Source organism: Phaeodactylibacter sp. (assembly GCF_022763345.1).
GTDB lineage: Bacteria > Bacteroidota > Bacteroidia > Chitinophagales > Saprospiraceae > Phaeodactylibacter.
This window is the reverse complement of sequence record NZ_JALEGS010000112.1, coordinates 15,162-39,485: the sequence shown is the minus strand read 5'-3', so window position 1 is coordinate 39,485 and position 24,324 is coordinate 15,162. Positions and strand designations below refer to the sequence as shown.

The 24,324-nt window shown below is 49.7% G+C and carries 21 protein-coding genes; 14 read left to right on the top strand and 7 right to left on the bottom strand.

Annotation, left to right across the window (positions count from 1 at the left end):
* The coding region (locus MRY86_RS26780) for a gliding motility-associated C-terminal domain-containing protein (protein WP_293572087.1) at positions 1-2,580 on the top strand (2,580 nt) is incomplete at its 5' end.
* 123 nt (positions 2,581-2,703) lie between these two features.
* On the opposite strand, the gene MRY86_RS26775 is transcribed toward MRY86_RS26780, so the two are convergent.
* Positions 2,704-4,881 (bottom strand): hypothetical protein, encoded by a 2,178-nt coding sequence (locus MRY86_RS26775; RefSeq protein WP_293569785.1) that lies wholly within the window; start codon positions 4,879-4,881, stop codon positions 2,704-2,706.
* A 303-nt stretch (positions 4,882-5,184) separates the two neighbouring features.
* Here MRY86_RS26775 and MRY86_RS26770 point away from each other — a divergent pair, with 303 nt between their 5' ends.
* From MRY86_RS26770 to MRY86_RS26750, 5 genes are all read left to right on the top strand, one after another.
* A complete protein-coding gene (locus MRY86_RS26770; protein WP_293569787.1) occupies positions 5,185-5,967 on the top strand; it encodes an enoyl-CoA hydratase-related protein in 783 nt (260 codons plus the stop codon).
* Between the two features lie 138 nt (positions 5,968-6,105).
* Positions 6,106-7,698: a choline dehydrogenase gene (locus tag MRY86_RS26765; protein ID WP_293569789.1), complete on the top strand. Its 1,593-nt coding sequence runs from the start codon at positions 6,106-6,108 to the stop codon at positions 7,696-7,698.
* A gap of 98 nt (positions 7,699-7,796) precedes the next feature.
* On the top strand, positions 7,797-8,540 hold the full coding sequence (locus tag MRY86_RS26760; protein WP_293569791.1) for an outer membrane beta-barrel protein: 744 nt from the start codon (positions 7,797-7,799) through the stop codon (positions 8,538-8,540).
* A gap of 33 nt (positions 8,541-8,573) precedes the next feature.
* Positions 8,574-8,993, top strand: a complete 420-nt coding sequence (locus MRY86_RS26755; RefSeq protein WP_293569793.1) for a hypothetical protein — start codon at positions 8,574-8,576, stop codon at positions 8,991-8,993.
* A 25-nt stretch (positions 8,994-9,018) separates the two neighbouring features.
* Entirely contained in the window at positions 9,019-9,210 is a 192-nt protein-coding gene (locus MRY86_RS26750) for a CsbD family protein (RefSeq protein WP_293569795.1), read from the top strand.
* A gap of 67 nt (positions 9,211-9,277) precedes the next feature.
* On the opposite strand, the gene MRY86_RS26745 is transcribed toward MRY86_RS26750, so the two are convergent.
* From MRY86_RS26745 to MRY86_RS26730, 4 genes are all read right to left on the bottom strand, one after another.
* Complete coding sequence (locus tag MRY86_RS26745) at positions 9,278-11,617, bottom strand: hypothetical protein (RefSeq protein WP_293569797.1); 2,340 nt, start codon at positions 11,615-11,617, stop codon at positions 9,278-9,280.
* Entirely contained in the window at positions 11,562-12,584 is a 1,023-nt protein-coding gene (locus tag MRY86_RS26740; RefSeq protein WP_293569799.1) for a hypothetical protein, read from the bottom strand. The genes MRY86_RS26745 and MRY86_RS26740 overlap by 56 nt, the downstream gene beginning before the upstream one ends.
* 31 nt (positions 12,585-12,615) lie before the next feature.
* Positions 12,616-13,485 carry an alpha/beta hydrolase gene (locus MRY86_RS26735; RefSeq protein ID WP_293569801.1) on the bottom strand — a complete coding sequence of 290 codons (870 nt, stop codon included), beginning with the start codon at positions 13,483-13,485 and terminating at the stop codon, positions 12,616-12,618.
* Between the two features lie 71 nt (positions 13,486-13,556).
* Positions 13,557-14,555, bottom strand: coding sequence for an NYN domain-containing protein (locus MRY86_RS26730; RefSeq protein WP_293569803.1), 999 nt, complete (start codon positions 14,553-14,555; stop codon positions 13,557-13,559).
* A gap of 301 nt (positions 14,556-14,856) precedes the next feature.
* Here MRY86_RS26730 and MRY86_RS26725 point away from each other — a divergent pair, with 301 nt between their 5' ends.
* The 8 genes from MRY86_RS26725 to asnS all read left to right on the top strand — a co-directional run bounded on the left by MRY86_RS26725 (position 14,857) and on the right by asnS (position 22,565).
* Positions 14,857-15,627 carry a Bax inhibitor-1/YccA family protein gene (locus MRY86_RS26725; protein WP_293569805.1) on the top strand — a complete coding sequence of 257 codons (771 nt, stop codon included), beginning with the start codon at positions 14,857-14,859 and terminating at the stop codon, positions 15,625-15,627.
* 120 nt (positions 15,628-15,747) lie between these two features.
* On the top strand, positions 15,748-16,083 hold the full coding sequence (locus MRY86_RS26720; protein ID WP_293569807.1) for a TraR/DksA C4-type zinc finger protein: 336 nt from the start codon (positions 15,748-15,750) through the stop codon (positions 16,081-16,083).
* A 369-nt stretch (positions 16,084-16,452) separates the two neighbouring features.
* Positions 16,453-17,829: a DNA repair protein RadA gene (radA, locus tag MRY86_RS26715; RefSeq protein WP_293569809.1), complete on the top strand. Its 1,377-nt coding sequence runs from the start codon at positions 16,453-16,455 to the stop codon at positions 17,827-17,829.
* A 33-nt stretch (positions 17,830-17,862) separates the two neighbouring features.
* On the top strand, positions 17,863-18,267 hold the full coding sequence (locus tag MRY86_RS26710; protein ID WP_293569811.1) for a thiol-disulfide oxidoreductase DCC family protein: 405 nt from the start codon (positions 17,863-17,865) through the stop codon (positions 18,265-18,267).
* A 3-nt stretch (positions 18,268-18,270) separates the two neighbouring features.
* A complete protein-coding gene (locus tag MRY86_RS26705; protein ID WP_293569812.1) occupies positions 18,271-19,164 on the top strand; it encodes an RluA family pseudouridine synthase in 894 nt (297 codons plus the stop codon).
* A 27-nt stretch (positions 19,165-19,191) separates the two neighbouring features.
* Entirely contained in the window at positions 19,192-20,208 is a 1,017-nt protein-coding gene (locus MRY86_RS26700) for a hypothetical protein (RefSeq protein ID WP_293569813.1), read from the top strand.
* A gap of 87 nt (positions 20,209-20,295) precedes the next feature.
* Positions 20,296-20,967 carry a porin family protein gene (locus tag MRY86_RS26695; RefSeq protein WP_293569815.1) on the top strand — a complete coding sequence of 224 codons (672 nt, stop codon included), beginning with the start codon at positions 20,296-20,298 and terminating at the stop codon, positions 20,965-20,967.
* A gap of 143 nt (positions 20,968-21,110) precedes the next feature.
* On the top strand, positions 21,111-22,565 hold the full coding sequence (gene asnS / locus MRY86_RS26690; RefSeq protein ID WP_293569817.1) for an asparagine--tRNA ligase: 1,455 nt from the start codon (positions 21,111-21,113) through the stop codon (positions 22,563-22,565).
* A gap of 62 nt (positions 22,566-22,627) precedes the next feature.
* On the opposite strand, the gene MRY86_RS26685 is transcribed toward asnS, so the two are convergent.
* Together MRY86_RS26685 and MRY86_RS26680 are read right to left on the bottom strand one after the other, a co-directional pair.
* Positions 22,628-23,116, bottom strand: coding sequence for a DUF4199 domain-containing protein (locus MRY86_RS26685; protein WP_293569819.1), 489 nt, complete (start codon positions 23,114-23,116; stop codon positions 22,628-22,630).
* A 62-nt stretch (positions 23,117-23,178) separates the two neighbouring features.
* Entirely contained in the window at positions 23,179-24,267 is a 1,089-nt protein-coding gene (locus tag MRY86_RS26680; RefSeq protein ID WP_293569821.1) for a hypothetical protein, read from the bottom strand.
* Between the last annotated feature and the right edge of the window lie 57 nt (positions 24,268-24,324).

Genomic DNA, 24,324 nt, shown 5'->3' with positions numbered 1-24,324 from the left:
TTGGTGGCAGATACGAACTTCGTGGCGCAGACCCTGTGCCCGGGAGACACCCTTTTGTTGAATGGCAATACCTATGATGCTGCTAATCCAGCCGGCACGGAAGTCATTCCCGGAGGCGCCGTTAATGGTTGCGATTCTGTGATCGTGGTAGACCTGGCTTTCTTCCCGGCAGATACCAATTTCATCGTGCAGACCTTGTGCGCCGGAGACGCGCTTACAGTCAATGGCACGGTCTACGACGAGGGGAACCCCAGCGGCTTCGAGGTGGTCCCGAATGGCACGGTGAATGGCTGCGACAGCCTGATCAGCATTGACCTTTCTTTTGAAAATGCTGTGGTGAACAATATTGTGGAAACCCTCTGCCCGGGCGAGAGCCTTGCTATAAACGGTGTTGTGTACGATGAGCTGAATCCAATCGGTCAGGATACGCTCTTTGGTGCAGCTATCAATGGCTGCGATTCCATCCTTCAAATCAGCCTGAGTTTTGATACGCTGGGGACCAATATGCTCATGCAAACCCTTTGCCCTGGCGAAAGCCTGACGGTCAATGGCACTGTATATGACGCAACTAACCCGAGTGGATCGGAACTGCTGCCGGGGGCGTCTGCAAATGGCTGCGATAGTGTGATTATTGTAGCGCTGACCTTCCTGCAGGCAGATACCAATCAGATCGCATCTACCTTATGCCCTGGCGAAAGCCTGACCATCAACGGGACCCTTTACGACGCTGCCAACCCAACCGGATTGGAAATCCTGCCGGGTGGAAGCGAAAACGGTTGTGACAGCCTGATCAGTATTGACCTTACGTTTGAGGTCCCTGTTACAGCAACCTTATCACAAACCCTCTGTCCGGGTGGCTCTGTTACCGTTGGCGGTACGGTCTATGATGCCGCTAATCCGGCAGGTACTGAAGTACTGCCAGGTGCAGCTGAGAATGGGTGTGACTCTACGGTCAATATCATGCTGAGCTTCTTCCCTGCGGATACAGCCCAGCTCATTCAAACCCTTTGTACGGGCGAAAGCCTGACGGTTAACGGTACGGTTTATGACGCTGCCAACCCAACGGGCCTGGAAATCCTGCCCAGTGCTACCGTCAATGGCTGTGATAGCTTGGTACTGGTAGACCTGAGCTTCGAAGAAGCCGCCGAGGGTGTTTTGGCACTAAGCCTCTGCGAAGGCGCAAGTGTGGAAGTGAATGGCACGGTCTATGACGTAGCTAATCCAAGCGGTGCAGAATTACTTCCTGGTGCAGCAGAAAATGGCTGCGACAGTTTGGTCGTCATTGAGCTGACCTTCCAGCCAGCAGTCACTGCAGAATTAAGCGCACCGGGCAGTCTTTGTCCGGGGGACTCTCTCGTGCTAACCATCAACCTTGCGGGAGCGGATAACTTTGACTTCAACCTGAATGATGATAACGGGCTGGTGGAAGCCTTCACCGGGGCGGGTAATACTGTTACGGTGACCGTCGCGCCTACTACCACCATGACCTACTCACTGACCAACCTTTCTGGCACCGGCAACTTCTGCCCATCAATCCTGCCCGAGCCGCTGACCATCGAAGTCGCTCAAATAGGGGCGGCTCTGGCTGCCACGTCCGACTACAATGGCTTTGAAGTGAGCTGCGCGGATGCTGCGGATGGTGGAGTAGAAGTGGTTGCAAATGGGGGGACGCCGCCGTATACCTATCAGTGGTCCAACGGTGCGGCAAGCCCGGCCCTGGATAACCTTACCGCCGGCACTTACACCGTGACCATTAACGATGCGGGGGGCTGTGAATCAGAAGCGAGCATTGAATTGGCCGCGCCCTCGGGCGTACTGCTGGAGGCTGCTGCAGTTGATGCCAACTGTCTTCAGGAAAACAGCGGGCAAATCATCATTGACACGGTTTTGGGTGGAATTGCTCCGTACCAATATCAGTTAAATGACGCTACACCGGTTAGCATAGTTGCTTTGCCGGTATTACAAAGCAACCTTGCTGCCGGTACTTACGAATTGCTGCTCACGGACGCCAATGGGTGCCAGGCAAGTCAATCGTTATTGATCAGCCCGGCAGAGCCCCTGTTCCTGGAATTAGGCGAAGATGAAGAAATTCGTTTGGGTGAGAGTGTGCAATTGTCGATTGACGGGCGGAATTTCGATATCGCGGGCTTTACCTGGCAACCGGACACCCTCAGCAGCCTGGAGCCGGTTGTTATGCCGGAGGAGACCACGACCTATCGGTTGACGGCACAAGACGCAGCGGGCTGTACCGCCACTGATTTTATAACGGTAATTGTGGAAAAAACACGAAAGGTATATGCCCCTAACGTATTCAGCCCTAATGGTGATGGGCGCAATGATTCCTTCACACTTTTCGCCGGGCCGGATGTCATCGGGCTGAACAGTTTTCAAATCTATGACCGCTGGGGCGAGCAGGTTTTTGTTGGAGGCACACAGGCGCTGAACAACGAGCTGTTAGGCTGGGATGGCAGCCATCGGGGGGAGCCTATGGACCCCGGTGTCTTCGTTTTTTATGCCGAAGTGGAGTTCATCGATGGGCATGTTGAAATGATTAAAGGCGATTTTGTGCTGATGAGATAGTAGAAAAAGCGGCTTTTATTAAAACCTCATTATAAGCCATGTCACAGGTGAAAAAAGTGCCTGCCCCAATGCTTTGGGGCAGGCACTTTTTGTATCTTCAGATAGGTTGTTTTTTGGGTATACTTACTGCTTCAGTACCTTAAGCACTTCGCGGTAGCCATCTTCGGTCTGCACTTCCAGCAGGTAAAGACCGCCAGGGAGTGTGTTGGCATCCCACTGTAGCTGCCAGGTGCCTGGCTCAAGTTTGCGCTGGCCAATAGCCTGGCCCAGTTCATTGCGCAGGATAGCAGTACCTGCTACCTGAGTAGCCTGCTCAAACTCCACTGTGAACTGGCTCTGTGCCGGTGTAGGCCATACGGTAGCCCGCTGTTGGATAGCCGGAGCTTCGGCTGTTGGAACATCAGGCACAGAGAAATACTGCTCAGAACCAGAAACTTCCACGTGGCTAAATGCTGCCATTGCAGGAGCACCATTTTGGCTGGTTGCAAATAAGCCGACCTGAGCGCATTCACCCAACTCGAGGTATACCTGATGGAACAGTGACCAGAAACTACCATCGCTGCTGTGGTAGGCGCGGATGTAATTACCAATCCGCTCCACGCGCAGCCAGTTGTCGTGAGGCGTGAAGAATGGTGTGTAGGATAGTTGGTCGCCCTCGTTGTAACGAGTGCCGTGGTAGATCACATCTATATTTTTCGAGGCGATCATGAACATTTTCGGGCTTGATTCTGAAGGGACATTCGCTGGACCTCCGTTGTTCCCACCTCCTTCTCCGTCACGGATCATAATGCCGCCAAAGCCATTGCTTACACCATCAAGACGAGCAGTAAGCATGCTGTTGCCGCATAAGGGTTGGTTGAGGAAAGCCACGTTATCGGTGGTTGCCCGGTGTCCCTGGCGCGAAGAAGTAGTAATGGTGATGTCACAGCCCAGCGAAAAGCTATCATTTTCGCCTTCGCCCCCGATGGAAGACTTCGTCCATTCCTCGTCAATTGGGTTAGGGCCGATGAAGAAAGGATAATCGGAAAGGATGTCTCCATCGTTATAGAAGTAGCCATAATTCACATGGTCACCGAACAGTGGTCCAGGCCCTTCTTCAGGAGAGATTGGAATGTTATCTATAGATAAATCAATCGTTCCTTCATTTGACAGCTGACCCTCATTGTAAATTGGGAACGGACCGTCAATATTGATTTCCGCACAATCTTTATTCTCGATCATTCCATCGTAGACAGTCACAAGAGAACCGTAGACAAGATAGTATTCTATTTGCTGTGGCTCTGGTTCTTCCGGAGAACCGAGGTTAAAGAAAAAGTCAATATCTACCAGGTTGTAATTTACAAACCGGCCATAATCTTCAGCATAGATCGCGCCATACAACTCGATTTCAGCGTCTGCCGCAACTTCAGGGTCTGGTGCTTCAGCTGGGTCAGGACCTTCCTCTAGTTCAGGAGCAGACTCAACTGAAAAATCAGGAGGCACTGGCAGCAAGTTTATTTCTCCATAGTTTTCAAAAGTACCATCTGACTGCATGTAAATCATGTCAGAGAATACAAAGCCAATATTGATTTCTCCGTTTTGCGTGTTGGTGAAAATACCGTCGTCGACTTCTATGCCTTCACTATCAATATAGCTGATGTTAATCGTTCCATCATTGAGGAATTCGGTGTCATCATCATCCTGATCGATCGCATCTGAATCAACATACATGATTTCCAAGAGGCCCCGGTTGCGGAAAATAGCATCATTATCCATTTCGATGCCCTCATTATCTATCTCTGAAATGTAAAGGCTGCCACGATTGACAAAGACGGCATCATCTTCCATGTCAATGCCATCTCCTTCCATATCAACGTGATGAATAGATAATTCTCCGCGGTTTAAAACACGGGTGTCGTTATTCATTTCTATTCCATTTCCGGTATAGTCATCTTCACCGGTATGATGAATCTCCAGGGACCCCCAAATAACAAGGGTCGAGTAGTCATTCATATCAATGCCTTCTTCGTAAGAGTAAGCAACCGTTAACCCCCCCTCGCTTCGGATAAATAGAGTGGCGTCATCATCAAGTCGAATGGACATACATTCCGCGCCAGGTTCTGTAACCTGTACATAGGCATCACCTCCAATTAGAACGTTGTCGTATTCATCAGGAACCTGATCATATTCCCAGTTGTCCGGGTCTTCCCAGCGCCAGCCGTCTCCGTCACCGGTCCAGGTGCTAGCCCCATTGGCTAGGGCGGTAAGGCTGCTACCTGCAAAAAATGCAAGCAGTAGCATAGTGTACATATTCGTCTTCATCAGAATTATAGATTTGAATAGGTTATAAAATGCATATTCGGTAACCACTCTTACGATGTAAGCGTGGAAAAGTTACAATTTTGATTTTCGGTTCTTGGACGTGGAGGAAAGTATTTTTTATGGAGATGTTGCAAATATATACTTTTTCCTTAAATAAGAAGCCCGTTTTTAAATAAATCATGACATGGTTAGCCATTGCAAATGGGGACTAAATATATGCTGGGAATCACATTAAGCTTTAATTTTCCTAATTTCACGCAGAACAATTTTCAATCGCTTTCACTTTCTGAAAAATTCATAAACATGCCCTACACCAACTTACTGATTGATGAGCAAGATGGTATTCTCATCCTTACCCTTAACCGCCCTAAAGCCATGAATGCTCTGAATACTAAGACGATGCTGGAGTTACAGCACTTTTTTACGGAGGACGCGCCGGCACGGGAAGGGCTCAAGGGGATTATCCTTACCGGTGCCGGGGAGAAAGCCTTTGTGGCAGGAGCCGACATCAAAGAGTTTCTGGCTTTGGATACCCAAAAGGGACAGGATATGGCACAAAGAGGGCAGGATGTTTTTTTTCTGATTGAGCGCTTCCACAAGCCTGTTATCGCCCTGGTCAACGGTTTTGCGCTCGGCGGTGGTTGCGAGCTTTCCATGGCTTGTCATTTGCGCATTGCCACGGAGAATGCCCGCTTTGGTCAGCCGGAAGTTAATCTCGGTATAATTCCCGGTTATGGTGGCACGCAGCGCCTGATCCAATACCTGGGCAAAACCAAAGCCACGGAACTCCTGCTTACTGGTGACATGATTTCGGCTGATCAGGCGTTGGCCTGGGGGCTCGTCAATTATGTATTGCCTGCTGGGGAAGCCATGGATAAAGCCAAAGCTATTATAGGTAAGATTGCGAAAAAAGGGCCCATCGCTATCGCCAAGACTATTGAAGCCATCAATGCCTATTTTCAGCATGACGAAGATGGCTTTGACCGCGAAGTAAAAGCCTTTGGGCAGACTACCGGGACCGAAGATTTCAAAGAAGGAGCCGCTGCTTTTATAGAAAAGCGAAGTGCTAATTTTAAGGGTAAGTAGGTCCTATGAAGCGGCAGCGCCTACAGGCTGAGTGCAGTCGGGAGCAATTGAGTTGAGGCATTTTTGGCGGATAGTGAGCATGTGTTGCGAAATTTCGCTAATTTAATCCCGCCAAAGCCTTAACCAAATTGCACCGCCATGACTTTCGACTACATCATTGTAGGAGCGGGCTCCTCAGGATGCCTGCTGGCTAACCGCCTGTCTGCCCAATCTAACCAACGTGTCCTCCTGCTGGAAGCCGGTGGTGAGGATAGCGATCAATCCATCCATATTCCACTGGCCTTCAGCAAGCTTTTCCGGAGTGCCTTTGACTGGAGTGATGATTCCGTTCCTCAGGCGCATATGAACAACCGGCGGATGTACCAGCCAAGGGGCAAGGTGCTGGGGGGCAGCAGCAGCATCAATGCCATGATTTACATCCGTGGGCACCGGGCAGATTACGATCAGTGGGCGGCATTGGGCAATAGAGGCTGGAGTTACGAGGAGGTCCTTCCTTACTTTAAGCGGTTTGAGCAGAACCTGGAGTTTGATGATGCCTACCACGGTACTTCCGGGGAACTGACGGTTAGCCGGGGGCGTCATCATCACCGGTTAAGCAAGTTGATGTTGGATGCTGCAGCCGAAGCAGGCTATCCCCTGAATCCGGATTTTAATGGGGCTGCGCAGGAAGGTTTTGGTTTCTATCAGGTGACACAGAGAGCCGGACAACGGTGCAGTGCCGCAAACGCATTTCTGGAGCCAGTACGTCACCGCAGCAACTTATTATTAACAACTAATGCAACGGCACACCGGATTCTTTGGGAAGGACGCAAGGCGGTTGGGCTGGAATACGAAGAAAACAATCAACTCGTAAAAATTTACGCAAAACGGGAGGTCATTATTTGTGCAGGCAGCTTTAACAGTCCTCAGCTGTTAATGCTTTCAGGCGTTGGCCCCGGGGAGGAATTAAAGAAACAGGGAATAGAAGTGGTGCATCATTTGCCGGGGGTGGGCCAAAACCTGCAGGATCATTTGCTGGCAGGCTGTGTTTATCACACTCAGCTCAGAGATACTTTAGAAAGCACAGAACGTTTCCCCTGGTCCGTCAGGCACCTGCTACAATACTTTCTTTGGAAGAGGGGGATGCTTTCCTCAAACGTAGCGGAATGCGGAGGTTTTTTTAGGAGTCAGCCCGAACTGGAAGCACCTGATTTGCAGTGGCACTTCTCCCCCGGCTATTTTCTGAGGCACGGTTTTGACAACCCGAAAACCGGCAATGGACTGGGGTTGGGGATGACGCTGATTTACCCCTACAGCCGCGGCAGGGTGCAGCTCAAAACGGCTGATCCGGAACACCGGCCGCTTATTGACCCCAACTACCTGTCAGATGAGCGCGACATTCAAACCCTGATCAGAGGCTACCGTATCACGGAGCGCATTATGGCGCAACCTGCCCTGGCACCTTACCTGAAGTCTCGTTTTATGCCACCGCCTGAGGTGGAGACGGAGCCTGCGGTGATCGACTATCTCCGTGAATGGGCTCAATCCCTTTACCATCCGGTAGGGACATGCAAAATGGGGCAGGATGAATTGGCGGTAGTGGATGAGCATCTGTCCGTCCGAGGTGTTCAAAACCTGAGGGTAGTGGATGCCAGCATTATGCCGGTTATCGTACGGGGCAATACGAACGCTCCGGCTATGATGATTGCCGAGAAGGCTGCTGATTTGATACAAAAAGCAATTACTTTTTGACACAAAACGAACATCAGAATAGCCTGCTCGTTCCTTAATTGAAATCAGTCACGGGAAACAAAAGCATACGTTCCCTTCAGAAAAACAAAAGCAGCACCATGAACAGCAGATACTTTTGTGTCGGAAGCTGGGTAGTATTGTTATGCCTGGCATTAAATACCCTGAATGCTCAGGATGTTACTTCTCAGGGAAACTTTATGATGGGAGGTACGCTTGGCTTCTCTACAGCAGACTCTAATGTCAAAATTGAGGCAAATGGAGCTTCTGTAGATAATGAAGGCACTCGGAGCACTCAATTCAACATTTCGCCTCGTATCGGATACTTCGTTACCAACAACTTTGCGTTGGGTATCGGTATGGACTACACGCTCAATCGCCTGAGAGAGCCTGTTGATCTCTCCGACCCGCAAACGGATTATGAGACTGAGTACGACAGCGATTTGCTTTTCGGGCCATTTGGCAGGGTTTATTTTCCCATTGCTGAAGACAAAGCTTTCTTCCTGCAGGCTAATTTTGGCTTTGGAAGTTCGCAGGACCGCATACGTGTAGGGGATGACCCTCAGACAACAAGTACAGATGTGCTTGCAGCCAGCTTTGGTCCGGGATTTACGATATTTAGTTCTGATGGGATCGGCATTGAAGCCATTGTCAAATACAATTGGGCACGCAGTAATGCCAGCTTTGAGTATCAGGGTACCCGCAATGAAACAACAACATACACGAACCAGCTTGACTTTTCCATTGGGTTCCAAGTATACTTCACCCGATTACAGCGTGTGAATGGCACAGAGCCAACTCTTGAACCCGATGATGGATCTGATCCGGACAGCCGGTTTTATTAATCCTCAATTGAAAACAATTAAAATCCAATTATTATGAAATCTATTGCAATTTCAAAAATTTTCTTCGTCTTGTTACTGAGTTTTGGACTATTCGCCTGTGGTAGCGAAAGCAATGATACCATGGACGATGCTGAAGACTCGGTAGAAAATGCCGCCAACGACTTCGCGGACAATTTCCGGTCGGATAAGGAAGAAATGAGAGCTGAAATTGACCGTGCCCGTGAAGAAGTCAACGAAGAAATTGAAGAATTGGAAGCCAATCTCGAAAACGCGTCAGCAGATGCAAGAGCAGAAATGCAGGAAGAGATTGACGAACTCAAAGCATGGAGCAACGATTTAGACCAAAAGTTCCAGAACCTTGGCAACGTCGCCAAAGATGGATGGAATGATTTCAAGACAAACGTCAACTCTACTTTAGAAGAGATTGACCGTGAATTATCAGATAACGACTAATATTTTTTAACCAAAACCAAATGATATGGGATCCACAAATGATAAAATCCGAGGCAACTGGAATGAGCTAAAAGGGAAACTTAAGGCCCAATACGGTGAGCTTACAGATGATGACCTAGCCTATCAGCAAGGCAAGGAAGAAGAGCTCATTGGCCGCATTCAGAAAAGAATCGGTGAGAGCAAAGACGAGGTGAAGCGCATCATCGATAACCTCTAAGCATTCTATGCCTCGAGTAAAAAGCAGAGCGCTGCCGCCAGTACTATAGCTTGGCGGCAGCGCTTTTTTATTGGCTCACATAGTAGTTCAGGTAGTTGCACTCCCGGATTGCCCGCTGGAAAAACCGGGTTTGCCGGTATTGGTCATCGAGCCGCTTAAAATAAGACATGTACCCCTGGGCCTGCATTTTTCCCATCACCTGCTCAAAGGTAAGCGTGGAGCCCGACCAATCGTCCATGATGAACTTATCGTACCAGTAATTGACTTGGTCCATTTCTGCTAGCGATTTCACATAAAAGACCTTTTGCTGGGCTTTAGCTGCCATAAAGCAAGCCTGGGCGGCACTTTCGGGTTCTTTACTATACTTCATAGCCTTATCATAAAAGCTTAAGGCCACCCGGCAGTCATAGAAGCCATCGTAGGACACGCCGCTACGGTAATAGTTCATGACCTCGAAAGCTGGGCCAAAATAGGTCATATTGTAATAAGCATTGCCCAGCAGATAGTAATCGGTGGGGCTGTTGGTCTCCTGCGCGATCTGGTAAATTTCCGCCAGCTTGCGCACAAAACTATTGCGGGTAAAAGAGGCAGCAGTGGAGTAAGCACAATGCACACAGTCGTTAATGCTCATATTGAAGGGGTTTACCTTCAGGGGGAAGTCATACGTGGCCGGCAAGCTGTCGAATAAAGCCACGGCAGCCTCCAGTTTTTCAGGGTCGCGCATCAGCAATCGCCCTTTGATATCTAAAACATCGTAACGCACTGTGCTCAGTGCCGCTTTCGGGTTCAGTACAAAAGCAGACCAGGTGCTCTCATTCCCAGTGAAGTGCTTAAGGGCTAGCAATTCCAGCTCGCTGTGTGCAGGCTTGTTGATGAAAGCCAGAAGGCTGTCGACACCGGATTCGGTAGGGTTCATTTGAGTCGCACTGAGCACTTCCCGGGCGAGAAGGCGGGCCATTATGCTTTCACCAGCCTGCCTTTTGCGATAAGCAAGCAGCTCCAGGATAAATTCCTGATTGTTTTGCTGGGTGGACCAATTGGCCATAGGGTCTGCAAACAGCTCCACCAGCTGAAGGGCAATGGTGTTTTCCTGTGCTTCCGACAAGGGTTCTGCCTGTTGCATCAGCTGAATGGCGAGCAGCAATTCACCCTGAATCCGTTGGTGTGGGCCATTCAGTTCTCCGGCTTGCTCCAGAGTGATCTGCGCAGTGGGTAGCCGTCCGAGCAACAACTCAAGGTAGCCTTTAGCAAGCGCCCAGAAGTGGTCATCCCGGTTATTGTAGTAAGCGGTGGTGGCAAATCGGAGCAACTGTCCGGCATAGTCTTCGTATTCCTCATTTTTAAGCAGGCTCTGCCCCTGTTCTATCCGCTGCATCAACTGTGCGATGGGCTGCTGCTCGTAGTAGCTCAGGTTGTTGCCTTCAAGCTTATTGATCTCTCTGGCCATCACGATGCGCAGCCATTCATGATTGCCCAGCAGGCCAAAAATAGACCGCATATCTTCCAGTCCCAGCACCTCCTGCCGGGTCCCCCTGATGAAATGCATCAGCGCTTTCTCTTTAGGGGTTTGGCATTGCTTGTAGGTGGCAGCCCAGTCTTCCTCTGTGGAAATGTTGAAGCTATAGTAAGCGCTGTGCCGGCGGCTTGGAGCCTGCTCAAAGACCTTCAGAAAGTGGTAATAGCCTTCTCCGTTTGCCCCGGTCTGCAGCAATAAGCCCGCGTAGTGGTCCATCGCCCAGTAACTGATCAGGTCCTTTTGTTTCAGCGGCGCAAAGTACTTTTTGTAAAACTGTATTGCTTCCTGTGCCTGACCGGTATAACGGTACGCCTTTAGCAATTGAAAGGCATAGCGGTTTTTCAGGAAGGGGAATTTTTCCCGATCGAGGGCTTCCTTCAGGCGCTGTACCAAATCTGCCGCAGCTTCCGGTCTTAGCCTTTCCTGCCCCTGATACCCCCAGGTGTCGGTGGGCCGGTTGGCCAGTGCTTCCATTTCCAGAGCGAGCAGCAGGTATTGTTTGGAGGCTTCCTGTTTAGGTATGGAGATCAGCGAGCCTTCAAAGAGCAGTGATTTCACCAAGACTTCCCGGCTAACATTTTCAAACCCTTCAATCCAGCTGTCGTACAGCACTTTGCGGAGCGGTTCTTCTTTCAAAGGTTGCTCAAAAAACTGCTGCCAGCTCTGTAGATTCGCATCCGGATAGTCTGCCTCTGCCCAGATATGGTAATAATCATTTGCAGTGTAGAAAGTAGGCTCGTATTCATCACTGAATAGCCACTCCGGCACGAACAGGTTGAAATAATGGTACGAATCCTCATACGGACCGCATGCGCTCAGGGATTGCACGCCGACACTAAGGAGTAGCGAGGCGGTCAGCCAAATGCTGTGGGAGGTTTTTCGGAAATGCATTGGACAGGTTTTCGTTAAGGTGGTAAAAGAGAAGGTGCTCACAGTGGTTGTCAATCTGTTTTAGTTGATCGATGGCCGTCTTAAGGTCGGCTACCGTTGGCGCTTCGCAGCGTAGCTGATCGCCCCGGTTAAGGTAATGATTCCCAAAATAGGCATTTTGCTGCATGCGGTACCGGTTGGGGCCGATTGCAGTTGCGGCTGTCAGTGTATCCAGCTCCTGGCAGGTGCCCTGATTGATAATGGCATGCAGCTCGCCAAGCCGGTAAGCGAGGACCCAGGAAAACATCGGCAGGGCATAATCCAATGGCAGGTCGTATTGCATGTTAGTTGTAAGGTAAGTAGCAGCAGTTTGGGTATTGAGAATGCTGTTGCGTTCTCCAACGTTTTGTACATCTCCCATATTATAGTACATCAGCACGCCCCGGTCTACCGGGGGTACACCAGTTCGCTCCGGATACCGCAACTGATGCAACCGGATAGTGGCGGTCAGTGTGTGGCCTTCTGCAAGCTGCCGGAACCGGTCTAAAAACCGGAAATAGGCCGCCTGAGTGGAGGGGCTCCAGTCACAGTCTAGCTGATAAACGGTCGGGGAGAGGTGGCTGGCAGTATTGATCTCCTTCAGGTATTTCCATACCCGTTCGGCAAGGTCTTCCGGATTGACTGCAGCCTGAAAGGTCCGGTTGGTGATGAACACACAGGGCACGATTTCAAAGTCCTTATAGGTGGGGTCTGTAAACCGGATGGGGGCTTTGGGCACGGCACGGCCGTTCTCGACATCCACATCAAGATACTTAACGTAAAGGCGTTCTACCTTGTGCGCCTCCAGCCATTCCCGTTCCGTGGGGCTGAGCTCAAAAGCCGACTTCCAGTAATAACAGCTTACCATGGGTGGGGCTGCTTCAGGCTGACAACCGGTCAGAATACTTGCTGTAAGAATCGTCACTAGCAGGATTTGGTATGCGCTCATAGCACTAATATAACGCAGAGGACAGAAAGCGTTACAGGTTTTCCCAAAACGTCCAGCAATGTTCCAGGACCAGTTTGGGCATTTCGGTTTGTGGATAATGGCCCACTCCGGGCAGCAATTGAATGTCAGGGCTTCGGACAAGTTCTTTGTACCGCATGGCCATATGCCCGCCTGAGATGGGGTCTGCTTCACCAACGATGAGCCGGACCATCACCGGAGGCTCAAACAGGGGCTTTACCCAGCGTTCCCGGTATTGCTCCCGTTCTTCCATATAACGGATGAGCAGGTGAAACACCCGCTGCCCGCCATTGTAGCGTATGAGCGACCACCACTCGTCTATTTCCCGGGCGGAGGGCTGGGTGTTTGGGCCAAATATTTTGTCAAAATTCCGCTTCAGGGTATTTCTGGATAAGAATGGCGAGAGCCACTTTCCAATGGGGCTGAGCAGCAGCTTTTGAATGGGGCGGGGCTGATGAGTTTCCGGAAACAGCCCGCCGTTGAGCAGAATGATGGATTGTATTTTTAAAGGCGCATCGCTCTCGGACTCCCGCGCAAGCAACTCCTGAGCCACGGTGTCTCCGTAGTCGTGGGCAAGCAGGTGATACCGAGTGACGCCTATGGAATCGAGCAGTGATTCTACCAGGTCTGCCTGCTCTGAGATTTCGTAGTCATAATCTGTAGGCTTGTCTGAGTAACCAAACCCCAGGAAGTCAGGAGCTACAAGGTGGTATTCCAGGGCCAGTTCCTCCCAGAGCGCCCGCCAATCCCAGCTTGAGGTGGGGAACCCATGCAGCAGGACCAGGGTACGGGGCTTTTCCGGGCTGGCTTCCTGGTAAAATATCCGGTAATCATCAAATTGAAAGTACTGTCCGGATTCGTACCAATCTCTCAACTGGAGCATGTGGAAATAGGTTTGGGAAGGAGAACCGGGCGTAGTAGGATCGGTTAGACTACGCCCGGTTGGAAAGCAATTTATTCTTCATCATCTTCCTGCAGGTACACATCGATAGCGATATCCTGACCGGTCTCCTGGTTCTTGCCCAGGCGGAATTCCACCCGATCGTTGACCAGCAGGTCGTTGAAATCACAGTTTTGCACCTCAGAATGGTGGAAAAACAGATTATTTGGGGGGTAAGCAATGAAGCCAAACCCTTCTTTAAGGGATAGGATGGTACTGGAGTGGTAGGCTCCATCCTGCGTGATCACTACTTCTGCCGTGTTTTCTTCTTCTTCTCCTTTTTCAAACCGGTCCTGATAGCTACTATTGTTTTCCCGGTAATCTTTTTTGGTGTAGTGGTCCGTTTTGGGGACAAAAAGATTGTTAACAATATGAGAGTCCCGGGTAACCCGGTTGTCGATAATTTCATGCATCGCCAATGGATAGGTCACCTCTTCCAGTAGATCCTGTGAAGTTCGGGTAGACCGCTGATTGCCATAATCATCGGTGTACTCAAAATCCCAGGAAAGCACCATTACTCTTGTGCCCCGGGAATTGACCTTGCGGATGAGGGGCACGTAGTCGCTGTCTGATGCAATAAGCACCAGGACATCGAATTGCTTGTAGAAAACCTGTTCGAAAGCCTCGAGCGCCAGCAGAACATCTATGCCTTTTTCGGCTTTCCGCCCATAGTTGTTGTTGCGCAGTGGCAGGTAGTGAGTCGTTACGCCTTCAGACATCAGGATGTCGTCAAAGACGCGCTCGTAGTACAGCTGCTTACCTTTATGGCTCACCTCAGAAGCGCTCAGCCGGCCTCTGAAATAGTGCGCGTCGACAATTTGGCAGTGGTTAACGTTGGTGCCATCTCCTTCGAGTTCTGCAACTTTATGGCGAATGAATTCGTGCAGCCCCTTAATGCTAATGCGGGTCTTCCGTTCGTGCACATAATTGTAGAAATTACTGACATGGTAGAAGTAATTTCCATCGTAAAAAACGCCAATCTTAATGAGTGGTATCCCGTTGGTATTTGTCATTTACTATTAAAGTGTTTTATCTTTTCTTAAATCTATTATACTTGTAATGAGTTGGTTGTTCAGGAGTTATCGTTTAGGTGTATTTGTGCAATAATGATATACTGAAAGAATATAAGGCATAATTTTTCTTATGCAGCCGCAAAAGTACGGAAAAATACTTACGCTTGAGCTCAGTATCAGGAAAGAAACACCTTTAGATACGGTAGGTTCAATCCTGGCAGGCAACAAAAAGCAGAATTAATTGTAGTTTTGAAGAGCGCGTTCTATATTAGAACAGCATTTCACTAACCTATGTACTAAAATGAGTAGAAAGAAAGGTTTTTTCCAATCGCGTAATCCTGTCATGAGTGAAAAGGCTTTCCAGAAAGCCTCTGATCAGGTCCTGGATGCCGACATGACGCAGGCAGGCACCCAAACCGACCGGATGACAGTGTCCGGTGCAGTCAACAAGTCGTTATTGTTGGGCGCACTGATGATCGCAACAGCTGTACTTAGCTACGCCGCAGCTAATCCACTCCTAATGTGGGGCGGTGCCATAGGCGGGCTTATTGTGGTATTGATTGCCACCTTTAAGCTGGAGTATTCTCCTATTCTTGCCCCTATTTATGCGGCTCTTGAGGGCCTCTTCGTTGGTGGTATTTCAGCCGTTTACGCCAGTGCTTTTGATGGCATCATTTTTCAGGCGGTTACGCTGACCAGTGCCGTGTTTTTCCTGATGCTGTTTTTCTATAAAACGGGCATCATTAAAGTAACGCAAAAGCTGCGTAGTGGGATCATCATGGCTACGGGCGCTATTTTCGTGGTCTACATGCTGAATTTCGTTCTCAGCTTCTTTGGTATTAATCTGCCTTATCTCCACGATGGTGGTATGATTGGCATCGGGATCAGCCTGCTCATCATTGGCGTGGCAGCCATGAACCTGCTGCTGGACTTCGATAATTTTGACAAAGGGGAACAGTACGGTGCGCCCGCATATATGGAGTGGTTTTCTGCCATGGGGCTGCTGATTACACTGGTCTGGCTTTACATTGAAATCCTGAGACTGATTGCCATTTTCTCATCAAGTGATTAAGGCTAAAGCCTGACATAGTGCGCAGGATGGCAGGCTTGTAATAGTCTGGCTGTTCTAAGAGTAGGAACGTGGGTAGCGACAATTGCTACCCACGTTTTTTTATATTCTCAAGAGATAATCATGAAATCAGAGGAACGGGGGGCATTAAAAGTGAAGATTGAAGCGGCAATCGTTAAGACCACTGCTGAATTGGAGCGGTTGGAAGAGGCAACTAAGCCTATAGCCCCTGAAAATGCTATCGGGCGGGTCAGCCGAATGGATGCAATCAATAATAAAGGCGTGTCTGAAGCGGCCCTGCGATCAGCAAGGCGGAAACTGACAAACCTTAAAATTGCACTAACGAAAATTGATGCGGAGGACTTTGGTATCTGCACCCGTTGCAAGCGCCCAATTGCTCCTGCGCGCCTTATGTATATGCCGGAGAGTACAAGGTGCGTTAGATGTGCAGACCACTAAAAAAAACAGGGTTACTGTACCGAAGTACAGCACCCTGTATAACCCCAAAAAACCAAATGAAAACAATCTACATATATCTTGAATGTTCCTGTTTAGAACAAGAATATTTTTTTCCCCGAAAGTTACAAGTAATAAACGAAATTTTAAATACCTCCAGTTTAAAATTTAAGCCAGTTACTTGTCTAACAGACTACACTTTGTGGGAGTTTTTATTTCGCTCAGTAAAAGGTCAAGCTATCTTTGATAGTGTAAATGTAGTAAAAAATAAATTTTTTTAAAAACACCATCTTCTTTTCAGGCTACTTTTAATTTCTACAACTTTATCTTAGTGCCTGAATTTGAGAACGTAACATCAAAAACAGAAAAAGGTTGGCGAAGGTCAAAAAATTTTTTGTTTGCAGTAATTGTGGAGCCACCTCACCAAAATGGATTGGGAAGTGCCCACATTGTGGAGAATGGAATACTTACATCGAGGAAGTAATTTCCAGAGATACCGTAACCGAATCCAAGGATAAAAGCTGGCGGACTCAGGAAAAAGCATCAAAGAGCAAGCCCGTGCCACTGCCGGAAATAAAGGCGGGGGAAACTACCCGGCTCACTACACCGGATGCCGAACTCAACCGTGTACTTGGCGGAGGCATTGTGCCTGGTTCTCTTGTGCTTATCGGAGGGCAGCCAGGTATTGGTAAGTCCACGCTGCTTCTGCAGTTGGCGCTGCACGTGCCTTTTACCATATTATACATATCGGGGGAAGAAAGTGACGAGCAAATCAAAATGCGCGCGGACCGGATCGGCGGAGAAGCGAAGAACTGCTACATCCTGTCGGAGACCAATACGAGCAAGATTCTAAAGCATGCCCAAAACCTGCGCCCCTCTTTGGTGATCATTGACTCTATCCAAACCCTGTCCAGCCCGCATATCGATTCTATGCCGGGCAGTGTCTCTCAGGTTCGGGAGTGTGCCGGTGAGCTGCAGCGGTTTGCAAAAGAGGAGCATATCCCCGTTTTTATCATTGGGCATATTACCAAGGAAGGCTCCATTGCCGGGCCCAAGCTATTGGAGCATATTGTAGACGCGGTGCTGCAATTTGAGGGAGACCGTAACTATACCTACCGCATTCTCCGCACCATCAAAAACCGCTTCGGCAGCACCGACGAGCTGGGGATTTATGAAATGCAGGCCAGCGGGCTTCGGGAAGTCTCCAACCCTTCCGAGCTCTTGCTTTCCCAAAAGGATGAAGACCTGAGCGGCAGTGCCGTGGCCGCCACTATAGAAGGGCTGCGCCCTATGCTGATTGAAACACAGGCGTTGGTGAGCACGTCGGTATACAGCGCACCTCAACGCTCGGCTACCGGTTTTGACCTTAGGCGTCTGGGTATGTTATTGGCCGTGTTGGAGAAAAGGGCCGGGCTGTTCTTCGCTCAAAACGATGTTTTCCTGAATATCGCAGGAGGTATACGGGTGGATGACCCGGCAATTGACTTATCGATTGTAGCCGCACTTATCTCTTCCCTGGAGGATGTCGCTATCCCCACCGATGTATGCTTTGCGGGCGAGGTAGGGCTTTCCGGAGAAATCCGGGCCGTTAACCGGGTAGAGCAGCGTATTCAGGAAGCCAACCGGCTGGGCTTTAAGGAAATCTACATCTCAAAGTACAATACCAAAGGGTTGGACGCCGGGCGGTATGATATTGAAGTGAAAGCCGTATCTAAAGTGCAGGAGCTGTACTACGGTCTGTTTAAGTAAAAAACTCTGCTTTGGTAAATCTGTTCTACGAGTATGAATACCACCGAACATCCTGTACTACTTTTTGATGGGGTATGTAATTTATGCAATAGCTCCGTTCAGTTTATCATTGAGCGGGACCCCAATGCCCGTTTCCGCTTTGCTTCCCTGCAATCAGAAGAAGGGCAGGCAATGCTTAGCCGCTTTGAAAACCGCCCATCGGACCTGAGTTCGGTGGTGCTGGTTCAGAATGATCGGTTGTATGCCCGGTCGGAGGCGGCACTACGGGTTGCCCGGCAGCTTGGGGGCGGGTGGTCTTTGCTCTATGCTTTCATCGTGGTGCCCCGGCCCATTCGTGATGCCGTCTACAATTGGATTGCCCGAAACCGGTACCGTTGGTTCGGAAAAAAAGATGCCTGCATGCTTCCATCGCCCGATCTTCAATCTCGTTTCCTTTAGTCAGTGGAAGTACTTGAAGAGCATATCGTACCACCGGGTGTTTCCCCGGTCAGGCTGAGCGACTACCTGCATCAGGTTTTTAAAACCCTGCCCAGCCGGAAAGGAGGCAAGAAAGCTATTCAGCGGGGTGCTGTAGAGGTAGATGGAAAAGCGGCAACCACGGCCATTTGGGTGAAACCCGGTATGCACATTGTTTTGGTTGAATCGCACCTGACACCTCCTAAAGCATTCCCTTTTCCAATCCCTGTACTCAACGAAGATGACTTCCTGGCGGTTGTGCACAAACCTCCCGGCCTCCCGGTAAGTGGCAATCATTACCGTACGCTTGTAAATGCGTTGGTCGGACAATTGCAGCTTTCACCTGTTGCAGATGCCCTGCCCTGGGGCATGCCGGTGCACCGGCTGGACGCACCCACTTCGGGCCCGGTCGCAATTGCAAAGACCCGTTCCGCGCAAGTCAGATTAGGGAGGGCTTTTGAAGAGCGGGAGATTGAGAAAGTCTATCAGGCCATAGTTTGCGGCCGTACGCCCACAGAAGGGCGAATAGAAGAACCCTTAGATGGGAAACCCACACTCACTACATTCAGCAAGTTGGAAGAATGCCGTTCTCTGAATTGTGAGTGGCTGTCCTGGCTGGAGCTCCACCTGCATACCGGGCGCACCCATCAGATACGGCGGCACCTGGCTCACCTGGGCACTCCTATTCTGGGCGATGAGGCCTACACACCTGAAGATAAGCCGCTATTGCGTAAAAAAGGTCTTTTCCTAAGTGCGGTCTCCATCGCTTTTGATCATCCTTGCTTATCTGGTGAAGTGAGCGTGGAAGTCCCGCCGCCGGAGAAGTTTAGGGCTATGATAGAGCGGTCAGAAAGATATTTTTTAAGAAAAAACAAATAAGTTGACATATTTTGTTTATATTGCGGCATGGTACCCCACGATATACTTTGGAAAGGGCTAATAGAAGATTTGGCAGAGGATTTTCTGCTTTTCTTCTACAGTGACTTCGTCGATTTGATTGATTGGAGTAAGCCGTTTGATTTTTTAGATAAAGAATTGTACAAACTTGTTCCGGAGGCAGAAGCCATCAATCGCAGAGCCGATAAATTATTTAAAGTATGGCTGAAAAATGGTGAGGAGCAGTGGTTCCTTGTACATACCGAGGTGCAAGGGTATGAAGACAAGCAATTTGCTCTGCGAATGTTCCAATATTTTTACAGGATCAGGGATCGATACGCTCGTCCTGTGACTGCCATAGTGATTTACACAGATACCAATCGGAAGTATCATTTTAAGGAATACAGGGAATCCTTTATGGGGACGGAACTCTCATACCGCTTCCGTACGTTCGTATTAACAGATCAGGACAAATCAGCTTTAGAATCATCAGGTAATCCTTTTGGAATAGCTTTGGCGTTCGCTAAAGACTTCAAAACATTCAATAATAAAGGGGATGATGCAATCTATGAATATAAACTACGGTTTGTCCGGCAGATGTTGACCGTGGGCATTGGTAAATCAAAGATTCGCTATTTGATGAATTTTATTGGGCAATTCTTGCCCTTTCAAAAATCAGAATTTAGCTTTAAATTTGAAGAACAAGTCCGAGGTATCACAAAATCCAGAAAAGCTATGGGTATCGAAGAAGCGATCATACAGGAACTCAAAGCCCAGGCCATGAGGGAAGGGCGCAATACGGGTATTCAGAAAGGTCTCGAAGAAGGTCTTAAAGAAGGTCTTAAAGAAGGTCTTGAAAAAGGTCTTAAAGAAGGTCTTGAAGAAGGTCTTGAAAAAGGCAAATGGCAAAAGACACGCCTGTTTGTTTTCCGGGCAGACCGCAAAGGGATGTCTGTATCAGATATTGCGGAGCTTGTCGACCTGCCTGAAGAAGAAGTGGAGGTACTCATTCAAGAGGTCAGGCTAAATCCTCTGGAAGCACACTAGCTTGCAATCTAACAATGTTAAATTTTAGATAGGGTCGCGTGGTCGCCCAGGTTTTTTCGTTTATCAATCAACTAAACATTAAAAATCATGAGACCACTTCTGCTAACCGCTCTGCTGCTTATGGCTGCAGCCTCCGTTTCTGCCCAGCTTCGACCAAAGATTAGCCTCACTGCCGGGGGGAATATTTCGACGGTACGATGGTATAATCAATTCGAATTTCTGGGGCAGACGATGCCTTCTAATGAAGGTAATTTAGCTGTTGCCGGATTTCAGGCTGGTTTGTCTGTTGAATTGCCCTTTTCCTCAACTTTTGGAGTTTTAATAGCTCCTGCTTTTTCACGAAGAGGTTTTCGCAATGATGAAGATATCTTTGGGGTAGACTCGGGTGTTCGGCTTGATTACTTTGATATTCCAATATTGGTCCGGTTTTATCCGGTCAATAGCTTCTATATTGAAGCAGGAGCGGCAGTTAGCTTCCTGTTGAAGGCAGAATCCCTTTTGGAAGGAGAGCCTGTTGGTAATGAAGAGATTATGGGTAGGCTCTACGAGGATACGGATTTAGCAGCCGTACTAGGGCTTGGCTACGACTTTAACGATCGGTTTACGGTCAACCTGAGAGCTTTTCATGGGTTGTCGACAACATTAGATGCCGACTTCACAGATGGAAATGGCGATCCTATGGTTTTTGAAGGCGCGCGCCCCAAACTCCTCAATCAATCCCTGCAGCTAAGCGTACAATACGCTATTTTAAATCCATAGCATCAGAGCTCCGAAGCCCAATATCCTGACAGAAGTTAAAGGCCCGCTACAAATCCCGAAAGTAGCGGGCCTTTAAATTTCCCCCTTTTTCCCAAAAGCCCTATTTTCGCGCATTCATTTGGTGGCACGCTAAAAAACGAAAGATGAGCAAGCGCACAGAGATTCAAACGATACTGGAAGATTTTAAGCCCCGCGTAGGGCAGGAGCTTACCGTTATGGGCTGGGTACGGGCCTTCCGTTCCAACCGTTTCATTGCCCTGAATGACGGTACGAGCATGGGCACACTGCAAGTCGTTGTGGATTTTGAGCAAATCCCGGAAGACGTACTGAAGCAGGTTTCCTTCCACGCCTGCATTAAGGCTACCGGCAAACTCGTGGAGTCACAGGGCGCAGGTCAGGATGTAGAGCTGCTGGCAGACACGGTGGAAATTCTGGGTGCTGCCAATCCGGAGGAATATCCCATGCAGCCGAAGGCACAGTCCCTGGAGTTCCTGCGCGAAAAAGCGCACTTCCGTATGCGCACGAATACTTTCAGTGCGGTATTCCGCATCCGTCATGGTATTGCCTATGCCGTCCATAAGTATTTCAACGACAATGGCTACTTCTACATGCACACCCCCATCATCACAGGGAGCGATGCAGAAGGCGCCGGTGAGATGTTCCGGGTGACCAACCTGGACGTCAGCAATCCGCCGCGGACGGAGGAGGGCGAGGTCAACTTCAAAGAGGATTTCTTTGAAAAGCCCACCAACCTCACGGTATCCGGTCAGCTGCAGGCCGAAATCGGTGCCCTGGCCCTTGGCAAAGTGTACACCTTCGGGCCCACTTTCCGTGCGGAAAACTCCAACACTTCCCGCCACCTGGCCGAGTTTTGGATGATTGAGCCGGAGGTCGCCTTCTACGATATTTTTGACAACATGGACCTGGCAGAGGACTTCTGCAAGTACCTCATTAACCATATTCTGGAAAACTACAGCGCAGAGCTTGAATTCCTGGATCAGCGCATTCAGAATCTGGAGAAAAACATGCCCAAAAACGAGCGCCGCGCTATGGGGCTCATCGAGACCCTGCGGTTTGTGGTGGACAACGACTTCGAGCGGATCACCTACACCGATGCGGTCAATATCCTGCGCAATTCCAAGCCTTACAAGAAAGGGAAGTTCGAGTACGATGTGAAGTGGGGCAAAGACCTGCAGGCAGAGCACGAACGGTACCTGGTGGAAAAGAAATTCCAAAAGCCAGTCATCGTACGCGATTACCCGGCGTCTATCAAAGCTTTCTACATGCGCATGAACGATGAGCAGGAAGGTGTGCCGGGCAAAACTGTAGCCGCAATGGACGTCCTCTTCCCGGGCATCGGGGAGGTGATCGGTGGCTCACAGCGAGAGGAACGGCTTGATGTATTAAAGGCACGTATGGCTGATATGAACGTACACGAGGAAGAACTCTGGTGGTACCTCGAACTGCGCAAGTTCGGCGGTGCGCCTCACGCCGGCTTCGGGCTGGGCTTCGAGCGTATGGTACAGTTCATCACCGGCATGGGCAATATCCGTGACGTGATTGCTTTCCCGCGTACGCCGGGCAATGCGGAGTTCTAAGGAAGACCAAAAAGAAACAGAATCGAAGGGCTGCAGCACCAGAACTGTAGCCCTTCCTGTGTTTAAGTGGTTGTTGGGCTCCGCTTCAGAAAAATGGCAACCACGGCTGAGGTCACCACTCCCATGATAACTGCGCCGATACCGCTTTGCATCATGTAAGACTGTAAGTTGAAGTACTCAGCGGCGGCTTCGCGCGAGTCGTGGTAATCTACCTCCACCGAATAGGCAATGGCATTGGGGAAATACTCCGGAGAAATCAACGTGTGCGTAATCCACTGCGTCAGCGGGCTTAGCAGCGCAACGATGATACTGATAATCAATCCGGACATAAACCCCTGCTTCCAGGTCATTTGCCCGCCCAGCTTTTGCCGCTTTTCCCGAAGCGCCAACACGTAAATGACGATGGCTATCAGCCCGAAAATGTTGGTCATGTAAGGGTGCTGTTCAATTTTGGGGCCATGCCACCCCATCGCTTTCTCAAAGACCATCCAGGCCAGGGCTGCCGCACAAAAGATCAGCGCCCATTTGATTTCTGTTGCGTATTTTTTCATGACTAAGGCATTTTGTACCTCCTAAGATAGGCAATACTCCATATAAAATGGGTAGAGATTTCTTAACGCAAACACCCGACTACCCTCCGTGCCAATGCATCAATCAGTTCCTCCGCCAAATCGTCGTCATCTGGTAGATCGCTGAAGTGAGTCTCCGTGATGTGCGAGGGGATAGCCCGGGTATCTCCCGAAATCTCGATTTGCTCGTCCCGGGCTTCCACCTGATCCGAAAAAGAGCAGCCCGACATGGTACACTGCCCACTCTGATTGATGATGTTCACCGATACGGAAAGGCTCGCCCGCTTGTGGTGCGTGATGTAGGCCACCGTACCGGAAACTTCTTCATAAACAGGGACTTCATAAGAATTACCGCTGGTGTCGCGTTTGGTTTCGTGGCCGGTGATGACCTCCTTGGTATGGTGGTCTTCGCTACTGTCCTCCCATTCGTCAACATCCACATCACTGAAGTTGATCCGGATGACGCAGTCCGCCTCCGCGGGATTTAGATTATAGCTCAGCTGATAAAAGTCCCCGGCAGGCCCGGCAAGGTTGTCCAGCGCCCGCTCAGTATCAAAGCGGTAGAAAAAGGGCGGATCGAGTTCCACACGGGCCTGAAGCGTTCCACCCTTGCGTGCTGCTTTTAACAGGGAGTCGAGTGAGGCTTCCACCGAATTGCCGGCATATTCCTCCGCATGCCTAAAGTCAAAATAGGCTGCCTGAGCCGTGGACTTGCGGCCGGTAGTGTCAAACTCTAGCATCCTTTGCCGGCCACGGTCAAGGTAAGCCTGATAGATCAAGGGCCGGGTGCGTTGGTATTCGCTTTGCAGCCCGTCCAGCTCAAATTGCAGGGTACTCTGCAGGTAGGGGAGGGCGGGGGAGAGCTGTTCTTGCAAATCCACATTGCGGTCGAGTGCTTTGGCCCAATCGGCTGGATCATCAGAGGCGTAAAGTTGATCACGCAGGTCGTGCTCTCGTTGCAGGATTTGCTCGGCGGACCTCCGCATCAGGACATGGAGTTCGGGGTCGCCCTGATTGTGCTCAAACCGGTCAAGGGCTTTTTTGAAGGCTTTGTCGTACTCACCGGCTTCGAAAGCTTGTCTTGGGGACTGACAGGCGGCGAGAAATAGCAGCAGGTAAATGTATTTTTTCATACCAAGGGGTTTGGCATTGAAAATACAAACCGCAGAGCATAGCATGGTCCGCTCTTA